This is a genomic window from Pedobacter planticolens, assembly GCF_014172375.1.
Classification (GTDB): domain Bacteria; phylum Bacteroidota; class Bacteroidia; order Sphingobacteriales; family Sphingobacteriaceae; genus Pedobacter; species Pedobacter planticolens.
The window spans coordinates 1,104,637-1,126,141 of the sequence record NZ_WNXD01000002.1 but is presented as its reverse complement, the minus strand read 5'-3'; the positions used below and the strand labels follow the sequence as shown (position 1 = coordinate 1,126,141).

The window sequence follows — 21,505 nt, the reverse complement described above, 5'->3', positions numbered from 1 at the left end:
ATCGCATATGAAAAAGTTAATTTATTTGTTGTTACTAACAGTTTTAGTATGCTCATTTCAGCAAGCCAATGCTCAAGAAACTGGTTCAGCAAAGACAAAGCCTGACACGGTTAAAACAGTAACTTCGGCCTCAGGGTTTATCTGTAGGGTTGCTATTGATAAAGCAGACACAAATCATCCGTTAGTTGTATTAAATGATGAAGTCATCGAATACGCTGGGATAAAAGGAATTGATCCAAATAAAATCAGCACTATAAGTATTTTAAAAGATGCCTCAGCTACAGCGCTATACGGACAAAGAGCAAAAAACGGAGTAATTATTATCTCTACTAAAGATTACGTACCAAAGAAGACAATCAAATAAATCCCATACCTAAAAACTAAAATCACATGAAAAAATTAATTTTCTCATCGCTAATAGCGGTGTTAATGCTCGGCTTTTGCCAAAATAAAACGGCAGCCCAAGCAGTAGAAGACAACACGGTTTACAACTTCGTTACAATGGAAACGCCTCCAACTTACCCAGGTGGTCTTGACAAGTTTTATGACTTTTTAGGAAAAACAATGAAGTACCCTGATAGTGCCGTAAAAAATAATGTACAAGGGAGTGTTTTTGTTTCCTTTACAGTTGAAAAAGATGGATCGCTAAACGACATTAAAGTTGACCGTAAACTAGGTGGCGGAACAGATGAGGAAGCAGTTAGAGTTTTAAAATTATCTGAAAAATGGAATCCTGGAATGCAAAATGGTAAAGTGGTTAGAGTTAAATACAATATTCCTGTTAAGTTCGCTATTCCTGGTAAAGACTCAAATCCTAAAGTAGCTACACCAGTTTATAATTCTACTGGTCCTGTTAATGAAAATACAGTTTATAATTTTGTATCCATGGAAAATCCACCGTCATACCCAGGCGGTATGGCAAAGTTTTATCAATTTTTAGGAGAAAACATGAAATACCCTAAAGCTGCAATTGATAACAAAGTGGAAGGAATGGTGTCTCTTTCTTTTATTGTTGAAAAAGATGGCTCCTTAAGTGATATTAAGGTAAATCGCAAACTCGGGTCAGGAACTGATGAAGAAGCTGTTAGAGTACTTAGTTTAAGCAAAAGATGGAATCCTGGAATGCAAAATGGCACAGTAGTACGCGTTAAATACAATATTCCTGTTAAATTTAAACTCCCTAAATAATTGTTAACCATTGATTATACTCCACAAAAAACCCCAGCCAAATGGTCGGGGTTTTTCGTTTATTAAATCTCCTGTGTCTCGGACATTTAAATCTAGTAATTTTATAGGATAAAAACAAATTATTCAGTTCAATAGTCATTTGTTAGCCAGCATACCTAATGGCCAATGAACTAATGAACAAAGCCTATCCTTCTTCTTCGCTGATAAATTTAGCCGAATAATAATCTCTATTCATACGAGCAATGTTCTCTAAAGAAATTCCTTTAGGGCATTCTGCTTCACAAGCACCAGTATTTGTACAGTTACCAAAACCTTCAGCATCCATTTGTGCAACCATATTTTGTACACGTTTATAACGTTCTGGTTGTCCTTGTGGCAATAAAGCCAATTGAGAAATTTTAGCCGAAACAAATAGCATAGCCGATGCATTTTTACACGTTGCCACACATGCACCACAACCAATACAAGCCGCTGCCTCAAAAGCTGCATCTGCTTGCGATTTTGGAATTGGCAAATTGTTAGCATCTTGCGCATTACCTGTATTTACAGAAATAAATCCGCCAGCCGCAATTACACGATCAAATGCTGATCTATCAACCGTTAAATCTTTAATTACTGGAAACGCTTTTGCTCTCCAAGGTTCAACTACAATCGTATCTCCATCTTTAAAAGAACGCATGTGCAACTGACAAGTTGTTACTGCATCTTTCGGTCCGTGAGGGCGACCATTGATAAACATTGAACACATCCCGCAAATTCCTTCGCGACAATCGTGATCAAATACAATTGGGTCATCACCTTTGGTAATTAAATCTTCGTTTAAAACATCGAACATCTCTAAAAAAGACATGTCAGGAGAAATATCGGCAACTTTGTAGTCAACCATTTTCCCTTTGTCTTGTGTGTTCTTCTGACGCCAAACTTTTAGCGTTAAGTTCATATTTCCTGTACTCATTGTATAGAGATTAGGTATTTAGTAATTAGTAGTTAGTAGTTAGATAGAATAGCGAATATGCCCAGATCTAAATACTAAATACTGCCCATCTAAATACTATTTATAACTTCTTTGTGCTATTTTAATATTTTCGAATTTCAATTCTTCTTTGTGAAGTTCAAAAGTTCCATCACCTTTATTTTCCCAAGCGGCTACGTAAGCAAAATTTTCATCATCACGCAATGCTTCTCCTTCTTCGGTTTGGTGCTCTTCACGGAAGTGACCACCGCAGCTTTCTTCACGATTTAATGCATCCATACACATCAATTCTCCTAGTTCGATAAAATCTGCAACGCGGCCTGCTTTTTCTAATTCTGGATTATATTCATCTGCCGATCCTGGTACACGAACATCACTCCAAAAATCTTTTTTCAATTGTTGTATTTCAGCAATCGCTGATTTTAAACCTTCAGCATTACGAGCCATTCCGCATTTTTCCCACATAATTAAACCTAATTTTTTGTGGAAATGATCTACAGATTTAGTTCCTTTAATATTAATAAAGTGATCTAAGATTCCTTTTGCTCTTGCTTCTGCTTCAGCAAATGCTGGATGATCTGTTGGAATTGCTTTAACCGAAATTTCTTTCGATAAATATTGTCCGATAGTGTAAGGAAGAACAAAATAACCATCTGCCAAACCTTGCATTAAAGCTGATGCACCTAAACGGTTTGCTCCATGGTCTGAGAAGTTGGCCTCACCTGCACAATATAAACCCGGTACGGTTGTCATCAAGTTATAATCTACCCATAAACCGCCCATAGTATAGTGAACTGCTGGATAAATACGCATTGGAGTTTCATAAGGATTTTCACCAGTAATCTGCGCATACATATCGAACAGGTTACCGTATTTTTCTTTAATAACAGCTAAACCTAAACGCATGCAAGTTTCCTTATCAGGATGATGATTTCCCGCTTTAGAAGCTTCAATTCTGCCGTAACGTTCTGTATTTGCTTTAAAATCTAAGTAAACCGCTAATTTAGAAGAACCTACACCATAACCTGCATCACATCTTTCTTTTGCAGCACGAGAAGCCACATCACGAGGAACCAAATTACCAAAAGCAGGATAACGACGCTCTAAATAGTAATCTCTTTCATCTTCTGGAATTTCTGATGCTTTACGTGTATCGTCTTTCTTTTTAGGAACCCAAATACGTCCATCGTTACGTAACGACTCAGACATTAGAGTTAATTTAGATTGATGATCTCCAGAAACTGGAATACATGTTGGGTGAATTTGAGTGTAACAAGGATTTGCAAAAAATGCGCCTTGTTTATTTGCTTTCCAAGCTGCAGTTACGTTACTTCCCATTGCATTGGTAGACAAATAGAATACGTTTCCGTAACCACCTGTTCCTAAAACCACTGCATGACCGAAGTGACGTTCTAATTCGCCAGTAATTAAGTTACGAGCAATAATTCCGCGAGCTTTTCCGTCAATTTTAACTACTTCAAGCATTTCATGGCGAGTAAACATTTCTACTTTACCCATTCCAATTTGACGTTCTAAAGCAGAATATGCACCTAATAATAACTGTTGGCCAGTTTGTCCGGCTGCATAAAAAGTACGTTGAACTTGTGTACCACCAAATGAACGGTTATCTAACAAACCGCCATATTCTCGAGCTAAAGGAACACCTTGAGCCACACATTGATCGATGATATTTGCACTTACCTCAGCCAAACGATATACGTTTGCCTCACGTGAGCGATAATCTCCACCTTTAATGGTATCATAAAATAAACGATACGTGCTATCGCCATCATTTTGATAATTTTTGGCGGCGTTTATTCCACCTTGTGCAGCAATAGAGTGTGCTCTACGTGGTGAATCTTGAAAACAGAAGCATTTTACTTTGTAACCCATTTCGGCCAAAGTTGCTGCTGCAGATGCTCCAGCTAAGCCAGAACCTACTACAATTACTTCTAAAGTTCTTTTGTTTGAAGGGTTAACCAAAGCCACAGACGATTTGAATTTCGTCCATTTAGTGGTTACATCTCCCTCTGGTATATTTGAATTTATTGCTGACATTATATATAGCTTTATTCGTTCAAAATTATTTTAAAGACCTAAATAGATCCAAACTGGCATTGCTGCAAAAAGTAATGGTACGATGATTGAAAAACCAACGCCAATTGCTTTAATAAGTGGGGTGTATTTTTTATGATTCCAACCTAAGGTTTGAAAAGTTGAAGCGAAACCATGTAATAAGTGATAACCTAAAGAAATCATTGATAAAACATATAAAACCACAAACCAAACATTGCTGAAAGTTTCTTTCATTACTGCATATAAATCTTCATGTCCGTTTGCATCAATAGTAGGAATACCTGTAAAGCGAGATACAACCCAGAATTGTGATAAGTGAACGATTAAGAAAATCAATAACAAAGTACCTAACAAACCCATTGAACGAGAATACCATTTACTGTTTGCATTGCCGTCGTTATACGCATATTTAACTGGTCTTGCTGCCTGATTTTGGAATGTTAACCGTGCTCCTTGTACAATGTGCAATAACAAACCGGCCATTAATACCACTTCCATAGCACGGATAATCCAGTTGGTTGCCATAAAATGAGCGCCTTCGTTAAATAAAACTCCTGTCTTATCAAAAAACACAAAAGAATTTAGAAAACAGTGTACTACTAAAAACGAGATTAGAAAAAGGCCTGTGATGCCCATTATTAGTTTTTTTCCTATTGATGAGGAAAAAGCATTTGTGATACTACCCATTAGCTTTTATTTTTTATTCAGTTAGTGCAAAAGTATTTAAAATATGATTTAAAATAGACATACTAGGTATAAAAACGCAATAAAGAAGCTATTTAGAAACGTTCTAAAAAAAAGAGATAAAAATTCACTGAAATTCTTACCTACTAACTCCTATGGACTGAAAATCCATACGTTTAAATGACGAATAAAATTCATTAAGAAAGCCATGGATTTACAGACTACAAATAAACATTTATAGAAAAGAATTCTTACACTGAAAGAGGATAATTGCAACTAACGAATGAGATAAATGAACAAAAAGAAGTTACAACAACTAATATAAAATGCTAATGCTTCTAGGAAAGAATATAAAGAAATATACTCTGTTCGTAACAGCTTAACTATTGGCTCAAGTTTAATTCGGGCTTCAGTCGCACTTGGTTCGGATACAATTGTCATAAGTCCGAACTAACCCCGAACCAACCCCGAACTAAGTGCGTTTTAACCACTATGCTTTTACGATGCAAAACGAGGTTTTTATAACGCAAAGACAAGGCAAATAACAAACAATTAACCTCAAGTTTCGCTTGAAAAAAACAAGACTAATGAAGGCCTTAACCTTAAAATAAGTGCATAAAAAAGGAGTGGCATTACCACTCCTAATTGTTATAACATGTAATATTAATTTTTAATTGAATGAAAACGTATATGAACCACCGTTTTCATTAAAACCAGAAATGGTAGTTTTACCATTTGGAGATGTTGGCAATGCTTTTTCAATATCAGCTGCGCTATTTACTGGCTTGCCATTTACTTTTGTAATTAATAAGCCTTTACTCACATCCCAATAATCGAACAATTTTCCTTGCTCTACATTGGTTACCACAACACCATCTTTAACTCCGAATTTAGCTTTTACCGCTGCTGATGCTGGTGCAAAACTTGCTCCCAATTTGCTAATTGTTGCTCCAGTAGACTTACTCTCTACTGTTTTTGCCGATGCTAAGCTAACTGTGCTTTCTGGTTTTAAAGTTACGGTTACATTCTTGGTAGAACCATCTGTTTTCAAAACAGTTAAAGCAACTTTATCGCCTGGGCGCATACGACCAATTTTTTCTTGTAAATCTGGTGAGTCATAAATTTCTACACCCTCAACTTTTTTAATGATATCACCCTCTTTTAATCCAGCAGATGCCGCACCACCACCAGGAAGTACACTACTTACATACAAACCATTAATGTCTTTTATTTTTAAACGTTCAGCTGCATCAGCATCTAAAGCCTGAAAAGTTACACCGATATAACCACGTTTTACAGCGCCATATTCTTTAAAATCTTCTAAAATCTTTTTAGCCAAGTTAATTGGAATTGCAAAGCCATACCCTTCATTGGTGCCAGTTTGAGAAGCAATTGCGGCATTAATACCAACTAATTCTCCATTTGTATTCACTAAAGCACCACCGCTATTACCTGGGTTAATTGCCGCATCTGTTTGAATATAAGATTCGATAGCGTTATTTGCCGGGCGATCTGGTATTTTACCTGTTCTTTGATATTCTTCGTACTCTTCTCGGGTTGGTTGTTGTTGTTCACGGTTTAAAATACCAATATTGCGTGCTTTTGCACTCACGATACCTGCCGTTACAGTAGTTTGTAAATCTAAAGGGAAACCTACGGCCAAAACCCACTCGCCAACTTGTACATTATCAGAGTTACCCATTTTAACAAAAGGCAAACCAGTTACATCAATCTTAATTAAAGCTAAATCTGTGTTGGCATCTTTACCAATCACTTTTGCCATTACTTTACGTCTATTTGATAAGATAACTTCAATTTTATCAGCATTATCTACTACGTGATTATTGGTTACGATATAGCCATCAGCCGTTAAAATTACACCAGAACCCGAAGCTGCCCTTGGCACTCTTGACCTTGAACCACCTCCACCTCTAAAAAGCTGATCGAACATGTCAGACATATCTCCACCACTTCCTTCATCAGATGTAACTTTTGAACCGTATGTGGTTTTAATGTGTACTACGGCTGGCGAAACTGCCGCAGCCGCCTGCACAAAATCTACTGCGCCAGATGACCCCACTTTAATTGGGTTATTGGCAAACATCAAATTCTGCTTCTCGGCTAATGAAAAGTTATCGTTGTTGCGCTCTAATAGTTTATAAGCGCCAATTGCAACTGCACCTCCTAAAAATGCAGCCAACACTATTAATCCTATTTTTTTCATTGTATATATATAATTATTATTCTTTTTTACGAATGATTTACTCAAATTTAATACCATATAAACGATATTTGTATACTAAACACATCTAATTTTGTGTTAAAAAATGTTAAATCAAATTTAACCATTGATTTGACACTTAATGCTGGCAAATATTACATGCTTAAATGAAGAAATAATGAACATAAAATTCTATAAATATCAAGGTGCAGGGAACGATTTTATTTTAATAGATCATCGCGTTAGTGAGTTAAAAAATATCGATAATAAACTCATAGCACAACTTTGTGATCGTCGTTTTGGCATTGGTGCTGATGGTTTAATGTTCTTAACACAACATAAGGATTACGATTTCGAAATGGTGTATTACAATGCCGATGGCAATGTAGGCAGCATGTGCGGAAATGGTGGTCGTTGCATTGTTGCATTTGCCAAATTTTTAGGTGCTATTGAAAATGAAACTAATTTTTTGGCAGTTGATGGCCCTCATTACGCCAAAATTACAGCAGAAGGCAATTGGGTTGAGTTACAAATGATTGATGTTGATACAATTAAAGCTGATGGAAGTGCTTTTGTGTTAAATACTGGTTCTCCTCATTATGTAGAAGAAGTTAAAAATTTAGCTGCGCTTGATGTATTTACTACTGGTAAAAATATTCGCAATAACGATACGTATAAACTGAATGGCATTAATGTAAATTTTGTGGAGGATAAAGGCGATCACTTATTTGTGCGCACTTTTGAACGTGGCGTAGAAGATGAAACCTATGCATGTGGCACAGGCGTAACTGCTGTAGCAATGGCAATGGCACAACAAAAACAACCAGGGCATATTGAAACTCCTATTGAAGTTTTAGGCGGCAAATTGCAAATTAACTTTGATTACGATGGCTCGAAATTTACTAATGTGTTTTTATGTGGCCCAGCAGAACAAGTTTTTGAGGGAGAATTGAGCGTATAAATGATGAAAAAATCAATAAGTAGGTTCTATGAAGTTCTTTTTAATTATTTTCTTAAAAAGGATGGTGGTTATAGCAGTGCAACACCCATTTTAGTTTCTTCGATAATTGGTCTTACTTTATTCCTTTTTATTACTACAATAAATTGTGCAATCAGCTTGGTGATAGGATCACCATTTTTTAATCATTTAGGAATAAATAAGGGTTTGATATGGATTTGTTTAGCTATTTATATGGCGGTAGTATATCTAATATTATTCTCTGCCTTTAAAATTACTAAACATGGGAAAGAAGAAGATAATTATCTTTTTAAATTAGAAGAAAAAACTATAAAATTAGTATGGAAATTATTCATTATTAATATGGCATTATGCTTTATAGTTATGTTTTTATACGCTATATATGTGCCAACAAAAGCAACAATTAATGAGCATAGTTTTTTAATTCCCCTCCGCTAAATAAGCAGCTATCGCAATTTTTATTTCTCCAAAAGCATAAGATTTACCTAAATGCTCACGAATATCATTCATTCTAATTGATTTCAGTTTAACTATAGCACCCATAATTTCTGTCAATTTCTTTTCAGAAATAAGCTCGTTTGCTTTTACTTCTTGCTTTGCAACAAAATGCGCTAAATGCCCTTCAATTGTACTTTGTGTCATTTTACGTTCTGTTGCTATTTCTGCTAATGTTTTACCTTCTTTAAATAATGCCAACGTAATTTCTTTTGTATCTTCTTTAGGTGCAGCTGGTGTTTTGGGTTTTCTTATCGCCCTTGGCTTACCGTATTCATCTTCTTCAGTCGGATTAAATTCCTTTTTATTTGGCAAAGTATACGCCGTTTTAACCTGTTCTTCTCTTTTTGCACTTGTGTACAAAGCCAAAACCTCTTCCTTAGTTAATTCGACACCTTTATTTGCTGCAGCCAGCATCGATTTTGCTTTAAGAATTCTTTTAAATTGCTCATAAAACATAGCTTCCATGGCTAACAATTCCGCTAAATATTCTTTGGTCTGCTTTTCAGTTTTAACAACTTCTATTAACTCAAAAATAGAATCACTCATTTGTGCTAATTGCGGATTAAAATAGTTAACCGCCGCTTCTGTTCTTTCTAAAAGTAAGTTTAAACTTTCGGCGTTGCCGATGATAAACAAACGCTCTATCTGTTTTAAAAATTTATCGGCATTTACTTTTAACGCCATTAAATCTTGTTGCAGTTTTACCGCCCAAGCTAAATGCGTTTGCTTTGTGGATCTTTTTTCATCTTTTGTATAACTAAAAACATGTTCAAAAACATAATTATCCAATACTGTAAAATTGAAACTTTGCAGCAACGAATGCCTTAAAAACGCATCGCTTTCCTTTTTAATTTGAACGATCAAATCTTCCTGCTGTTCTTTTGTTCTAGCAAAAAAAGTTACATTTTGGTCTTGCCTAATTCCCTTGCCTGAAATTAACGAAGTAAGCACCAAACCATCCATAGAGCGTAAACGCGAGAGCGCCACATAAATTTGTCCTGGTGCAAAGGCATCGCCAATATCAATAATTGCCTTATCAAAAGTTAAACCCTGACTTTTATGAACTGTAATAGCCCAAGCTAATTTTAATGGAAACTGCGTAAAAGTTCCTGCAATTTCTTCCTCAATTTCATTCGTTGTTTTATTGGTGTTGTATTTAATGTTTTTCCAAGTATATTTTTCAACTACTAAGTTTTGTTTCGAACCATCAACTTGTACTTCAATACTATCATTACTTAATTTAGTAACCACAGCTATTTTTCCATTAAAAAATCGTTGTTCGCCAGTTGGATCATTTTTAATAAACATCACTTGCGCACCAATTTTTAGTTCTAAAGTTTTTTCGGCGGGATAAGCACTCTCACTAAATTCTTTTTCAATAGTAGCGTGGTACAAAAACGACTTACTATCCAACTTAGTTAAGCTGTTTTTATTTAATGTATCAGCTTTGCTATTGTGCGTAGTTAAAGTGATATAATTATCAGTCAGCACCGGCTGATAATTTTCTTTGTAATAGGTTTTTAGCAGAGCGATGTCTTGCTCAGTAACCTGATTATTGCGCAGATTATTTAATAAATGAATAAATGTTTCATCTGCTTGGCGATAAATTTTCTCTAACTCTATATAAACTGGCGGATTTTTTTCCAACACCAACGCGTCAAAGAAAAAAGCACTCTTATAAAAGGCACTCAACAAACCCCATTCGTTATTCTTAACCACTGGCGGTAGCTGATGCAAATCACCAATAAACAGCACTTGCACGCCGCCAAAACTTGCCGAATTATTTTTACGGATATAGCGTAAAACCATATCAATTGCATCCAGCAAATCCGCCCGCAGCATACTTACTTCATCAATAATTAGTAATTCTAAATCCAACAGAATACGACGCTTAGTTGCATTCATATTCAAATGCTTCACAATAGATTTCGGCGTATGGTAATGTTGATATTCTGTAACAGTTGTAGTCGGCACAACCTTTGGCAAAAAAGTGCCAAACGGCAATTGAAAAAGCGAATGAATAGTTACACCAGCCGCGTTGATAGCTGCTATACCTGTTGGGGCAACAATTACAGCTTTTTTATGGGTTAAGGAAATTAGATTTCTAAGAAATGTGGTTTTACCTGTACCGGCTTTACCCGTTAAAAAAATATGTCTCGATGTTAAATTAATAAATTTAGCAGCAAGGTGGGCGGGTTCTAATTCTTCTATGGGTTGTAGCATTTTATTAATAAATCACAGGTCGCTCAATATACATTTTTCGTTTTGCAAATGTAAATATCAGCCACAGATGCAAACAGTTAAACACAGATTTAAGATAATTCATTATTCCATCTGTTTACTTTTTTCTAATTCTTTTTTACCAGGATAAACCCCTGAAAATCAAACCAGTCAAAATCCTTCTTATCGCTATCATAGTTGCCATTCATAGTAGTAACTACTAGTTTTATGGTATATCGTTGTGTTTGATGAATGAATTGCATTTTTTCTGAAGGATATTCATAACTACGATAATTCTCTTTTATAAGTTTATGTGTTTTGTATTCATTGTAAGCCTCTTTTGCCAAGCTTTTTAAATTAAAATCGAATGAATTTTCATTACCAATACTTACCGTTAATCTAAACTTGTTTTTACTCCCTTCCTTTTCTGAATTTTGATCTAATTTAAAGGTAGTTCCATCAAACATTCTTGCAGAACCTGAATACTCATTAAACGAAAAAACTGCATCATAACCTGTTACTGAGATAACACCTTTATCTTTATTAATAAAGTTTACTTGTTCATTATAGTCTTCATGCCTTGAATCTTTAATTTTTAATATACTAAAAGCAGTATCAACTTTTTGGCTTTTTATTTCATAATCATAAGATTTTTTTGATTTTGCGTTAGCATTAATTTTCGCTTCTATAGTTTCTAAATCTGCATTTGTAAAACTTTGTAATGAAGTTAATCCATGTCTATCTACTAAATATTCTACTACTTCAGATCGTTCTATGATTTCCTGTTTATTTTTGCTTGCTATTAGCATTTTTAACCTCGAAACTTGAGAATATCTTGAAACTGAAAACGCACTTTGTGGTCCATACGTTGCCAATAATGCCAAAACACAAAGGCTAATGGGAATAATTTTGATATTCTGTTTTTTACTGATTAAAAAATAAATGGTAATTGCTGTGAGCCATACTCCTAAAACAATTAAAATATATCTGGATTCCGTTACGCCATAGCTAAAAACTCTTTTACCAATTGCAAGCAATAGAAGAACAATTAGTGGGATCATCATTAGGTAAAAGAACCTAGAGAAAAGTCGCATCCAACCGTTACCTTCTTTATCTTTTATTGGGTAAATTAAAAGCAACGATAAAATTCCGAATACTGCATAACCCAAAATTAAAGTAGAAACTAGACCTTTGGGTAAAGTCCACTGAAAAATAATCTTTACCTCATAAACTAAAAGGATGCCTAAATAGATCGTCATTAAAGGAATAAGCACATATTGAGTAAAAATCTTTAATCCCTTTGGATAAGATTGTTCTTCATTTAGTGCTTCGAAATTATCAGGCACTCCTGCCAAAAAGAAAATGGTAGTAACTCCTGCACTTACCAAGGCCAGGAGTTTCATATAAATTCTATATGTAATATTTACATCAAACAATCCATCAATTGCTAACAGAGCGACAGACAAACCTGCATATAAAACAGCAGCATAAAATGCAGATGTTAGAAATCGAAGGAAAAGTGTTTTATTATACTGCCAAAAACCATTAAGATTTGATTTGCCAATAAAAGGTGCAAAGGCAACTAACAAATGAAAGGCAAAAGCTAAGAGAAATATCCTATAAACATCTACCAAATATGCCCAAGGATTAAGCAAGAGATACAAACCTGTCGAAATTGCAAGCACAATAATTCTTAATATCCACTTTTTGAGATTTGAATAATGATGACTTTCACAAAATAAATCTGTGGCCAGTAAAAGTGTTAAAGCTATATTACAAACTGCTAAGCCTGTAATTAAGTTATGTGTATAAACCTGGTCGTTGTAGCTTATATCAATTAAGCGCCACCAGATTCCAATAGAGATAATTGCTATTAAAAACTGAAATGGAAATCGTTTAGAAACTCGGTTAGTTCCTTGCCAGAGCGTTTGTAAAGATGGTAATTTCATAATCCTAATTTGTGGTTTAAATATAACGATGAATGTATAAGCATTTGATAAATGTTAAATAGTGTTATTTATTGTTAAATTCTTTCAACTAAATTTTTAGTATTAAAGATTTAGTTATATCTTGTGGCAACCAAACTAACCTATCAGATGAGATCTATAAGCCTAGCCCTCTTGCTTTCCTTGTGCTTTTGTACGGCAATTTTTGCACAAAATCCATATTCAATTAAAGGAATTGTTGCCGATACTGCTAATAATAGCAAACTTCACAACGCAACAATTAGTATTTTAAATGCTAAAGATTCAACATTATTTAAATATACTCGTGCTTCGGCAAATGGTTCATTTGCAATTAATGCTATGAAAAAAGGAAATTTCATCCTTTTACTCACGTATCCAGCCTATGCCGATTTTGTTTCTTCTTTCACCTTAGATTCTGCTAAAACCACACTAGATTTTAAGCAAATTAACATGAAAACGAAGGCTACATTACTTAATGAGGTAATTATTAAAGGGCAAGTCGCAGCCATTAAAATTAAAGGTGATACCACCGAATTTAATGCAGGTAGCTATACTATACAACCTAACGATAAGGTAGAAGATTTGTTAAAGAAATTTCCTGGGATGCAAGTTGATAAGGATGGAAAAATCACTGCCCAAGGTAAAACTGTTTCAAAAGTTTTGGTAGATGGTGAGGAATTCTTTGGTGATGACCCAACCTTAGTGACTAAAAACTTACGGGCTGATATGGTAGATAAAGTTCAGCTTTTTGAAAAATCTAGTGATCAAGCGGCTTTTACTGGCGTAGATGATGGACAAAAAACCACAACCCTAAACATTAAACTGAAAGAAGATAAGAAGAGTGGATACTTTGGAAAAGTAGATGCCGGAATAGCGACCAACGATTTATACCAAGGCCAAGCCATGTTCAATAAATTTAAAGCCAAGCAAAAGTTTTCACTCTATGGTACATCTAGTAATACTGGTAAAACTGGGTTGGGTTGGGAAGACAATGGCAAATTTGGCGGTGGAAGCGATAACGTTGAATTTATAGATGGCGGAATGATGATTAGCGGTGGTGGTGGAGACGATTTAGATTCGTGGGGTGGGAGATACTATGGCGAAGGAATTCCTGTTGCACACAATGGTGGTGCACATTACGACACCAAATGGAATTCAGACAAACAGTCCTTAAACACCAACTATAAAATTGGTTCTTTACGTGTTACAGGTTCAGACAATAGCATTACTCAAAATAATTTGCCAGATAGCATTACAAATAGTAATTCTAATAAGGTTACCGATAATTACATGTTTAGACAAAAGTTAGATGCGACCTATCAAATTAAATTAGATACCACTTCTAACTTAAAAATAAGTGCAGATGGAAGTTTGAAAAATAACGAAACCACAAATGATTTTATCTCATCAAGCACCAGAGGTGATAATAGCTTAATAAATAAATCTAAACGAAGCGTAGATAATAATGGAAACGATAAGGCATTTAATATCTCAGCATTTTATACCAAAAAACTAAAAAAAGTAGGGAGAAATTATTCTCTTAGACTAAGTCAAGCAATTACTCAAAAAGATAGTGAAGGGTTTTTAAACGCCAAAAACGAATTCTTTAATCCTGAAGGTATAAATTATAAAACGGAAATTACAGACCAATTTAAAACAGTAAATACTAAAAGTACTGTCTTCAGTTCAAACCTTACCTATAACGAGCCCCTTAGTAAAACCCTAGCATTAGTTTTAAATTATGGGTTAAGCATTAACAATAGCAGATCCGATCGAAAATCTTTTAACGCATCCACACCTGGCAATTACGATGTTTTAGATGCCGATTATAGTAATGATTTTAAAGCAGATCAGTTAATTAATCAAGCGGGTGCAATATTCAATTATAAAAAACTGAAAACCGTAGTAAGTTGGGGTACTAAAATAAGTGCAGTTAACTTTGATCAATTCGAAGCCTATTCAGGTACAAGCTACAAAAGAAGCTTTACTAATTGGATGCCTCAAGCAAGTTATCAATACAAATTCTCACAACAAAGTTCATTCAGATTTGGCTATAGTGGCTATACAAATCAACCAACGGTAGAGCAATTACAACCCGTAAAAGTGAATACAGATCCATTAAATATCCCATTGGGTAACCCTGATTTAAAACCGTCTTACAATAATAGTTTCAATGTAAGCTACAACTCCTACAAAGTATTAAGCAGCCAATCTATTTACTTAAGCGGTAGATATAACTTTGTTTCAAATCAAATTGTAAACAATACAAATTTCGATCAATCAACAGGAAAAACCGAATACCAATCGATTAATTTCAACAGTAAAACACCTTTTAATTATAGTGTGTACCTTGATTTTAATAGAAAAATTAAATTCTTAGGAATTAACGGTGGTATTAGTTTAAATACCTCAGGTAGCACATCGTATAATTATGTAAACCACGCACTCAATAAATCAACTTCAAATAATTATTCTGCTAGCATCTCTTTAAGTAAATACAAAGAGAAAAAATATGACTTCTATTTTTATGCTGGACCAAATTACAACACACAACAAACTTCCCTACAAAAAAATGTAAATAACAATGGATGGGGAGCTGACGCCAGTGGACAATTTAGTTTTTACCTGCCGGGGAAAGTACAGTTAAGATCTGATGCCAATTATGAATATACTGCCAAAACACAATCATTTGATGAAGATTTTTCTCGTGTAATATGGAATGCTTCAATCAGTAAAACCTTTTTTAAAGGAGATAATTTAAAGATGACTCTTTCTGGAAATGATTTACTAAATCAAAATTTAGGCTTTAGCAGACGCGTAAGTGGGAACTTGATAACCCAAAGAAGTTACACCACTATAAAACGTTATTTTATGTATTCGGTAAGTTGGGATTTCAGCAAAATGGGGGTAGTTAAAAAATAATAAGATGAAAATTAATCAAATTACAATCACCTGTTTGTTAGTAATTGCTATGCAAACAGCGTTCGCTCAAAATGCTCGTTTCGCACAACAAGGCACTATAGAGTTCGAAAAAAGGGTAAATATGTTTGCTCTCCTTAAGAAACAAATTACTGCCCGTAACGAAAGTTACATGAAACCGATGTTCGAAAACTATCAGAAAACGCAGCCTCAGTTTAGGGTCTTAAAAAGCACACTAACGTTTTCAAAAGATCAAACTTTGTTTAAGCCTATAGAAGAAACTGTACCCGTTAACAATATGTGGGGAGATTTTGCCGCACAACAAAACAACATCATTTTTACCAATACAGTGACGGGTACAAGTACCAGTCAGAAAAAAGTGTACGAAGAAACCTATTTAGTAAAAGATAGTACTAGAAAAATTAATTGGAAAATTACCAACGAAATTAAAAACATTGCTGGTTATGATTGTCGAAGGGCAAATGCCTTAATTATGGATTCCATTTATGTAGTTGCTTTTTATACAGATGAAATACCCATTTCAGGCGGTCCCGAATCATTTTCCGGTTTACCTGGGATGATTTTAGGAGTTGCCCTACCCTACGAACACACCACATGGTTTGCAACCAGCGTAACCGATCAACCTGTAGCAGAAGACAAATTAAAAGCGCCCGTTAAAGGAAAAGCAACAACTAATGCTGGCTTAATCGCTACACTAAAATCTGCCTTAAAAGACTGGGGAGATTACGCAAAAGATGCCTTTAAAGCTTTTCTGCTTTAGTAGGATAAAAGAAACAAGCCAAAAAAATAAAATGGCAGGTACAATCTTTGTGATATCACCTGCCATTCTTTTTATTAGAGCTGCAGGTTTTGTAACGCAACCTGCTAAACACCCTCATCATTGCAACCTCACCAAAACCACAAACCATTCCCAAGGGCGAGGACTGGCCTTGTAGCATCCCGAAGGAGAAAGCATTAAAACTTTTGCAAACACGTTCAAAAACCACAACCCAAAACAGAATGCAGTTCCGATCCTTCATCGGGACCTTATTCTGTTGCCCTAAAAGTTTTGATAGCTTAATCCGAGAGATGATACTAAGCCTTGATCTTTTGTTTCTTTTCTATCAAGAGAAAAGAAAGAGCCATAGCGGCAGCGAGCTAAAAAAAATAACCTTCGACAAACTACCGATGTAAAATCGGCACAAGCCAGGATGACAAAATGTGAGATTCTTCTCTGCGCTCTGAATGACAAGAGAAAAGAAACCTAATTCACCAACAACTTATACCCCTTACCATGCACATTTAAAATCTCCACCTTCGGATCTTCCTTCAAATACTTACGAAGCTTACTTAAAAAGACATCCATACTCCTACCATTAAAGTAATTGTCATCATGCCAAATACTTAACAAAGCCTCTTCCCTAGTTAAAACCGTGTTTTTCTTTAAACAAAGCAATTGTAAAAGCTCCGCTTCCTTAGTAGATAGCTTCTGCTGCACACCATTAAAATGGATCAACTGCGTTGTATAATCAAACGTATATTGACCAATTTCAAAATGAGTTTGTACAGGTTCATTAGCCGTATTCTCCTTCGCCGATGCCCTTTTTAACAATGCATTAATACGTAACAACAATTCTTCAATACGGAAAGGTTTAGTAATATAATCATCGCCACCTAAATCATAAGCAGAAGCTTTATCTTCCATCATGGCTTTAGCAGTTGCAAAAATAATAGGCACCTGCTGATTCGACTTTCTAATCTCCTTGCCCAATGTAAATCCATCCTTTTTAGGCATCATTACATCTAAAATGCATAGATCAAAGTTTTGCTTAGTAAAAGCCTTTATTCCCTCCTCGCCATCAGTACACAAAACCACCTCAAACTTACCCTTCAACTGTAGGTAATCTTGTAATAACATGCCCAAATTAGGATCATCCTCTACCAATAAGATCTTCTTCATATTTCTATTTTAATTGCTTTGTTTAAATGGCAAGCACACTTCAAACGTAGTTCCTTTATCTTTTTCACTATGTACTTTTATTGTTCCGTTCATTTCGTTTACAATATCCTGCACATAATTTAAGCCCAATCCAAACCCTTTCACATCATGTAAATTGCCAGTTGGCACTCTATAAAACTGATCAAAAATGCGTTTGGTGTGGTCTTTCGTCATTCCAATTCCTTCATCGCATACCTCAATATACAAGTTTTTAGCGTCGCTTTGGGTAGTTATTATAATCTGAGGCTCATTTACACTATACTTATTTGCGTTATCTATCAAATTATAAATCACGTTAGATAAATGCAATTCATCACCCATAATTACATCTTCCGTTGCGTTTAAATTAAGCGTTATCGTTGCATTTCTTTTGTGCAATTGTAAGCCCATACTATCAACCACCGCAGTAATTAAATCATTTACCTTAACAGGATTAAATTCTAGTTTTATTTCCTTTTTCTCTAACCTCGCAACACTTAATACACGTTCAATATGATTTCCCAAACGTACATTTTCATCATAAATAATGTTAGCCAACCGGCTGATTCTACTCTTATCTTCTACAACCTCTGGATCTTTTAAAGCCTCACTTGCTATCATAATGGTAGCAACAGGAGTTTTAAATTCGTGAGTCATATTGTTAATGAAATCCGTTTTCATTTCCGACAGTTTTTTCTGTCTGATGATGGCATAAATCGTATACGTAAAGATAAAGATGAGCACCAAAAGCAATCCAGCAGATGATGCCATGGTTGCAAATAGATTACTAAATATCAACGAGTTTTTCTTAGGGAAATACACATACAACATCCCCGGATCTCTAATAATATCTTTACTAAACAAAGGCAATTTGTATAGACCCGATGGCGTAACCTCTCCACTAGTATGAGCCGCATTTTGATAAATCACCGAATCCTTTGTGGCCAATTTTACCCAAAAATCATAATCGATATTGATGTTCCTAATCAGCAGTTCCTTTTTAATTAAGGTATCCAAATTATCCCTTTTAGGTATTCTTTTAATCAAAGGGACGTCTTTATCTGCCATTTCTTTAGCAGCTTCTTGGTACACATTTACGCTACCATCATCTAACAAATTAACCGTATCGGCATTTAACTGTTGTAACGCCTGTTGATACCTTCTTTGTGCGATAGCGTCCTCAATTTTAAACTTCTTTGCCATCGCATCATCAACAGTGGCAACGGAAACACCCAAAGGTTTTAAATCTCGAGGGTCTTGTACCAAATACCTAATAGTATCGGGCATAGTATTTGGTGTCAAATTAAAGGTCCTAGCTCTATTAGGGTCATATCTTAAAGCGGCCACTCGACGAAGAACATTGCCATTCGCATCCATCAAATCTTTAGTAACCATTAATACGCCCGAGTGCACTAAATCTGGCAAATTAGCATATTCTTCTTCAGAAATGACAACTGCATCTCCAAAGTTCATTCTAATTAATGTATCTTGATAATTTAGAGCTGCTAGAATTTGTCGATATTTATCTTGCTTTCTTTTTTCTTCCTGTAGATTAAATTTCTCTTTTAAATCAACATATTTTTGAGCCCTGTTTAAATCGTTTTGTTCACCTTGTATTTTAAAATCAAGATCTTTTTTAGTGATGTGAGTAACAGCATTTTGCTTTTGAACCTTATTAACTACTGCATTTAACGCCTGGTTTACATCTTGTTCAAACAATTGAGATTTTAGTGTATACGATTCCTTGATGTAATACAATTGCATTACAAAAACACCCAGCAATGCTAAGGTCATTAAGGCGGTTATCAACCAAAGACTTCTCTTTTTCATTTAAACTATTCAAAAATAAATGATTAATACCCAAAAAACCGTGTTTTAACACTTTTTAACACAGTAACAACCAACGGCTTAAACGCAAAAAAACCGTCCTTTGTTGAGGGACGGTTTAATTAACAAACTTGTTTTCTTAAAAAAGATTTTTAGAACGGAAGATCGTCTTCTTCTCCTGCTGGAGTATTAACATCTACCGGAGCAGCGTATTGTGGAGCCGCAGCAGCACCCGCTGTATTGGTTAAAGCCGTTAAACGCCAAACCACTAAACTATTAAAATATGAAGTTACACCTTCTTTGTTTGTCCACGGGCGACCGCGTAAATTGAAAGAAACTTCTACTTCATCACCAGCTTTTAATGTATCGAATAAAGCTGTTTTATCTTGTAAAGCCTCAAACCTAATATATTCAGGATATGTTGGGTTTTCTGCGTATTCTATAATTAAATCACGTTTTTTAAACGTTTCACTTACCTGTTGTAATGCACCTATTTCGTGTACCTTGCCTTTAATTTCCATATCAAAACTTATAATTATACTATCAAACCAAATCTCTAAAATTTTATTGATAAATCTGCATCGAAAAGCATCAAGTTTTCCACACAACTTTGAGTTAACTAATTATAGAATAACGATAATTTAGGGTCGATAATATACAAATCAAGTCCAAAAATTAATTCTCTATTTTTATTGGTAACTTTGCGGTTAATATGATGCAAGTTTTCCAAACCAAAAGCAAGGTAATTATTACCTGCAACAAAAGGCTTTCGCCTTATTTACAAGATGAAGTTACCGCTTTAGGTTATGAAATTGTAAGGGCTTTTCCAACAGGTGTTGAGTTAAATATTACGTTAACAGAATGCATAAAACTGAACTTGAACTTAAGATGTGCAAGTCAGATTTTATATTGCATAAACAGCTTTAAAGCGAACACTCCAGACGAATTGTACACCGCTTTGGTTGCGATGGAATGGGAAGAATTAATTGACTTTGCTGGTTATTTCTCGGTAACATCTAACGTAGATAACCCAACGATTACCACTCCTCTTTTTGCTAATTTAAAAGTTAAGGATGCAATTGTAGATCGCTTTAGAGAAAAGAAAAATATCCGTCCAAACTCTGGTTCTGATGCTAACAAAACAGTTGTTCATTTGTACTGGAAAGATGACGAAGCTGACATTTTTATAGATACCAGCGGTGAAACCTTAGCGAAACATGGCTATCGTAAAATCCCTGGAAAAGCCCCAATGTTAGAAGCTTTAGCGGCTAGCACAATTATGGCAACCCAATGGGATCAGAAATCTCCTTTTGTAAATCCGATGTGTGGTTCGGGAACTTTAGCCATTGAAGCTGCTTTAATAGCTACCAATCGCCGACCAGGTTTATATAGAATGAATTATGGTTTTATGCATATTTTAGGTTATGATGAAGAAGTATTTTTTGCAGAGCGAAGAATTTTAAAAGATCAAGTAATTAAAAATGTGGATTTACAAATTATCGCGACTGATATTTCTGAAGATGCAGTTGATGTAACCAGAAGAAATGCAAAAACTGCTGGTGTAGATACGTTAATTACTTTCGAAGTTTGTGATTTTGAAGAAACTCCAGTTCCAGAAGGCGGAAAAGGTGTAGTGGTTTTTAATCCAGAATATGGCGAACGTTTGGGTGTGCATAGCAAATTGGAATTGACCTACAAACGCATTGGCGATTTCATGAAGAAGAATTGCAAAGGATATTTTGGTTATATCTTTACAGGAAATCCAGATTTGGCGAAGAAAATTGGCTTAAAAGCTGATAAAAAAATAGAGTTTTATAACGGAAAACTAGATTGTCGTATGCTCGAATACGAATTATACGATGGAACTAGACGACCAGAAGACGAAAGACCAAAAGCAAAATTAGATTAGATTTAGCGCCCGTAAATTTTATTAAAACTCTTACTACCACTTTTTCGTTTATGTAGGTAATCAACC

Annotated in this window: 16 protein-coding genes; 7 read left to right on the top strand and 9 right to left on the bottom strand. The window is 35.0% G+C overall.

All coding sequences use genetic code 11. From position 1 onward, the window contains the following. Positions 1–7: 7 nt before the first annotated feature. Together GM921_RS13660 and GM921_RS17525 are read left to right on the top strand one after the other, a co-directional pair. A complete protein-coding gene (locus GM921_RS13660; protein WP_182923192.1) occupies positions 8–364 on the top strand; it encodes a TonB-dependent receptor plug domain-containing protein in 357 nt (118 codons plus the stop codon). A 26-nt stretch (positions 365–390) separates the two neighbouring features. Further along, the gene (locus GM921_RS17525; protein WP_182923191.1) at positions 391–1,188 is read left to right on the top strand and encodes an energy transducer TonB; all 798 of its coding nucleotides are present in this window, start codon (positions 391–393) and stop codon (positions 1,186–1,188) included. A gap of 184 nt (positions 1,189–1,372) precedes the next feature. On the opposite strand, the gene GM921_RS13650 is transcribed toward GM921_RS17525, so the two are convergent. From GM921_RS13650 to GM921_RS13635, 4 genes are all read right to left on the bottom strand, one after another. Further along, the gene (locus GM921_RS13650; protein ID WP_182923190.1) at positions 1,373–2,143 is read right to left on the bottom strand and encodes a succinate dehydrogenase/fumarate reductase iron-sulfur subunit; all 771 of its coding nucleotides are present in this window, start codon (positions 2,141–2,143) and stop codon (positions 1,373–1,375) included. Positions 2,144–2,239: 96 nt separating this feature from the next. After that, positions 2,240–4,219: a fumarate reductase/succinate dehydrogenase flavoprotein subunit gene (locus GM921_RS13645; protein WP_182923189.1), complete on the bottom strand. Its 1,980-nt coding sequence runs from the start codon at positions 4,217–4,219 to the stop codon at positions 2,240–2,242. 30 nt (positions 4,220–4,249) lie between these two features. Then, positions 4,250–4,924: a succinate dehydrogenase cytochrome b subunit gene (locus GM921_RS13640; protein ID WP_182923188.1), complete on the bottom strand. Its 675-nt coding sequence runs from the start codon at positions 4,922–4,924 to the stop codon at positions 4,250–4,252. A 667-nt stretch (positions 4,925–5,591) separates the two neighbouring features. Further along, positions 5,592–7,145 carry a trypsin-like peptidase domain-containing protein gene (locus tag GM921_RS13635; protein WP_182923187.1) on the bottom strand — a complete coding sequence of 518 codons (1,554 nt, stop codon included), beginning with the start codon at positions 7,143–7,145 and terminating at the stop codon, positions 5,592–5,594. A gap of 175 nt (positions 7,146–7,320) precedes the next feature. On the opposite strand from GM921_RS13635, the gene dapF reads away from it, so the two are divergent. Both dapF and GM921_RS13625 read left to right on the top strand, forming a co-directional pair. After that, entirely contained in the window at positions 7,321–8,103 is a 783-nt protein-coding gene (gene dapF, locus GM921_RS13630; protein WP_182923186.1) for a diaminopimelate epimerase, read from the top strand. Positions 8,104–8,106: 3 nt separating this feature from the next. Further along, the gene (locus tag GM921_RS13625) at positions 8,107–8,559 is read left to right on the top strand and encodes a hypothetical protein (RefSeq protein WP_182923185.1); all 453 of its coding nucleotides are present in this window, start codon (positions 8,107–8,109) and stop codon (positions 8,557–8,559) included. Here GM921_RS13625 and GM921_RS17580 read toward each other — a convergent pair. Beyond that, on the bottom strand, positions 8,542–10,842 hold the full coding sequence (locus GM921_RS17580) for a helix-turn-helix domain-containing protein (RefSeq protein ID WP_182923184.1): 2,301 nt from the start codon (positions 10,840–10,842) through the stop codon (positions 8,542–8,544). The two genes, GM921_RS13625 and GM921_RS17580, sit on opposite strands and share 18 nt — an antisense overlap. A 125-nt stretch (positions 10,843–10,967) precedes the next feature. Continuing rightward, positions 10,968–12,788, bottom strand: a complete 1,821-nt coding sequence (locus GM921_RS13615; RefSeq protein WP_182923183.1) for a DUF4153 domain-containing protein — start codon at positions 12,786–12,788, stop codon at positions 10,968–10,970. Positions 12,789–12,935: 147 nt separating this feature from the next. On the opposite strand from GM921_RS13615, the gene GM921_RS13610 reads away from it, so the two are divergent. Together GM921_RS13610 and GM921_RS13605 are read left to right on the top strand one after the other, a co-directional pair. Beyond that, positions 12,936–15,728 carry an outer membrane beta-barrel protein gene (locus GM921_RS13610; protein WP_182923182.1) on the top strand — a complete coding sequence of 931 codons (2,793 nt, stop codon included), beginning with the start codon at positions 12,936–12,938 and terminating at the stop codon, positions 15,726–15,728. Positions 15,729–15,732: 4 nt separating this feature from the next. Then, positions 15,733–16,506, top strand: coding sequence for a GLPGLI family protein (locus GM921_RS13605; protein WP_182923181.1), 774 nt, complete (start codon positions 15,733–15,735; stop codon positions 16,504–16,506). Between the two features lie 483 nt (positions 16,507–16,989). On the opposite strand, the gene GM921_RS13600 is transcribed toward GM921_RS13605, so the two are convergent. The 3 genes from GM921_RS13600 to GM921_RS13590 all read right to left on the bottom strand — a co-directional run bounded on the left by GM921_RS13600 (position 16,990) and on the right by GM921_RS13590 (position 20,051). Continuing rightward, positions 16,990–17,685 (bottom strand): response regulator transcription factor, encoded by a 696-nt coding sequence (locus GM921_RS13600; protein WP_182923180.1) that lies wholly within the window; start codon positions 17,683–17,685, stop codon positions 16,990–16,992. Between the two features lie 9 nt (positions 17,686–17,694). Further along, a complete protein-coding gene (locus GM921_RS13595) occupies positions 17,695–19,533 on the bottom strand; it encodes a sensor histidine kinase (protein WP_182923179.1) in 1,839 nt (612 codons plus the stop codon). Positions 19,534–19,682: 149 nt separating this feature from the next. Beyond that, positions 19,683–20,051: a DUF3127 domain-containing protein gene (locus GM921_RS13590; RefSeq protein WP_182923178.1), complete on the bottom strand. Its 369-nt coding sequence runs from the start codon at positions 20,049–20,051 to the stop codon at positions 19,683–19,685. Positions 20,052–20,245: 194 nt separating this feature from the next. On the opposite strand from GM921_RS13590, the gene GM921_RS13585 reads away from it, so the two are divergent. Beyond that, positions 20,246–21,439: a THUMP domain-containing class I SAM-dependent RNA methyltransferase gene (locus GM921_RS13585; RefSeq protein ID WP_182923936.1), complete on the top strand. Its 1,194-nt coding sequence runs from the start codon at positions 20,246–20,248 to the stop codon at positions 21,437–21,439. Positions 21,440–21,505 lie beyond the last annotated feature (66 nt).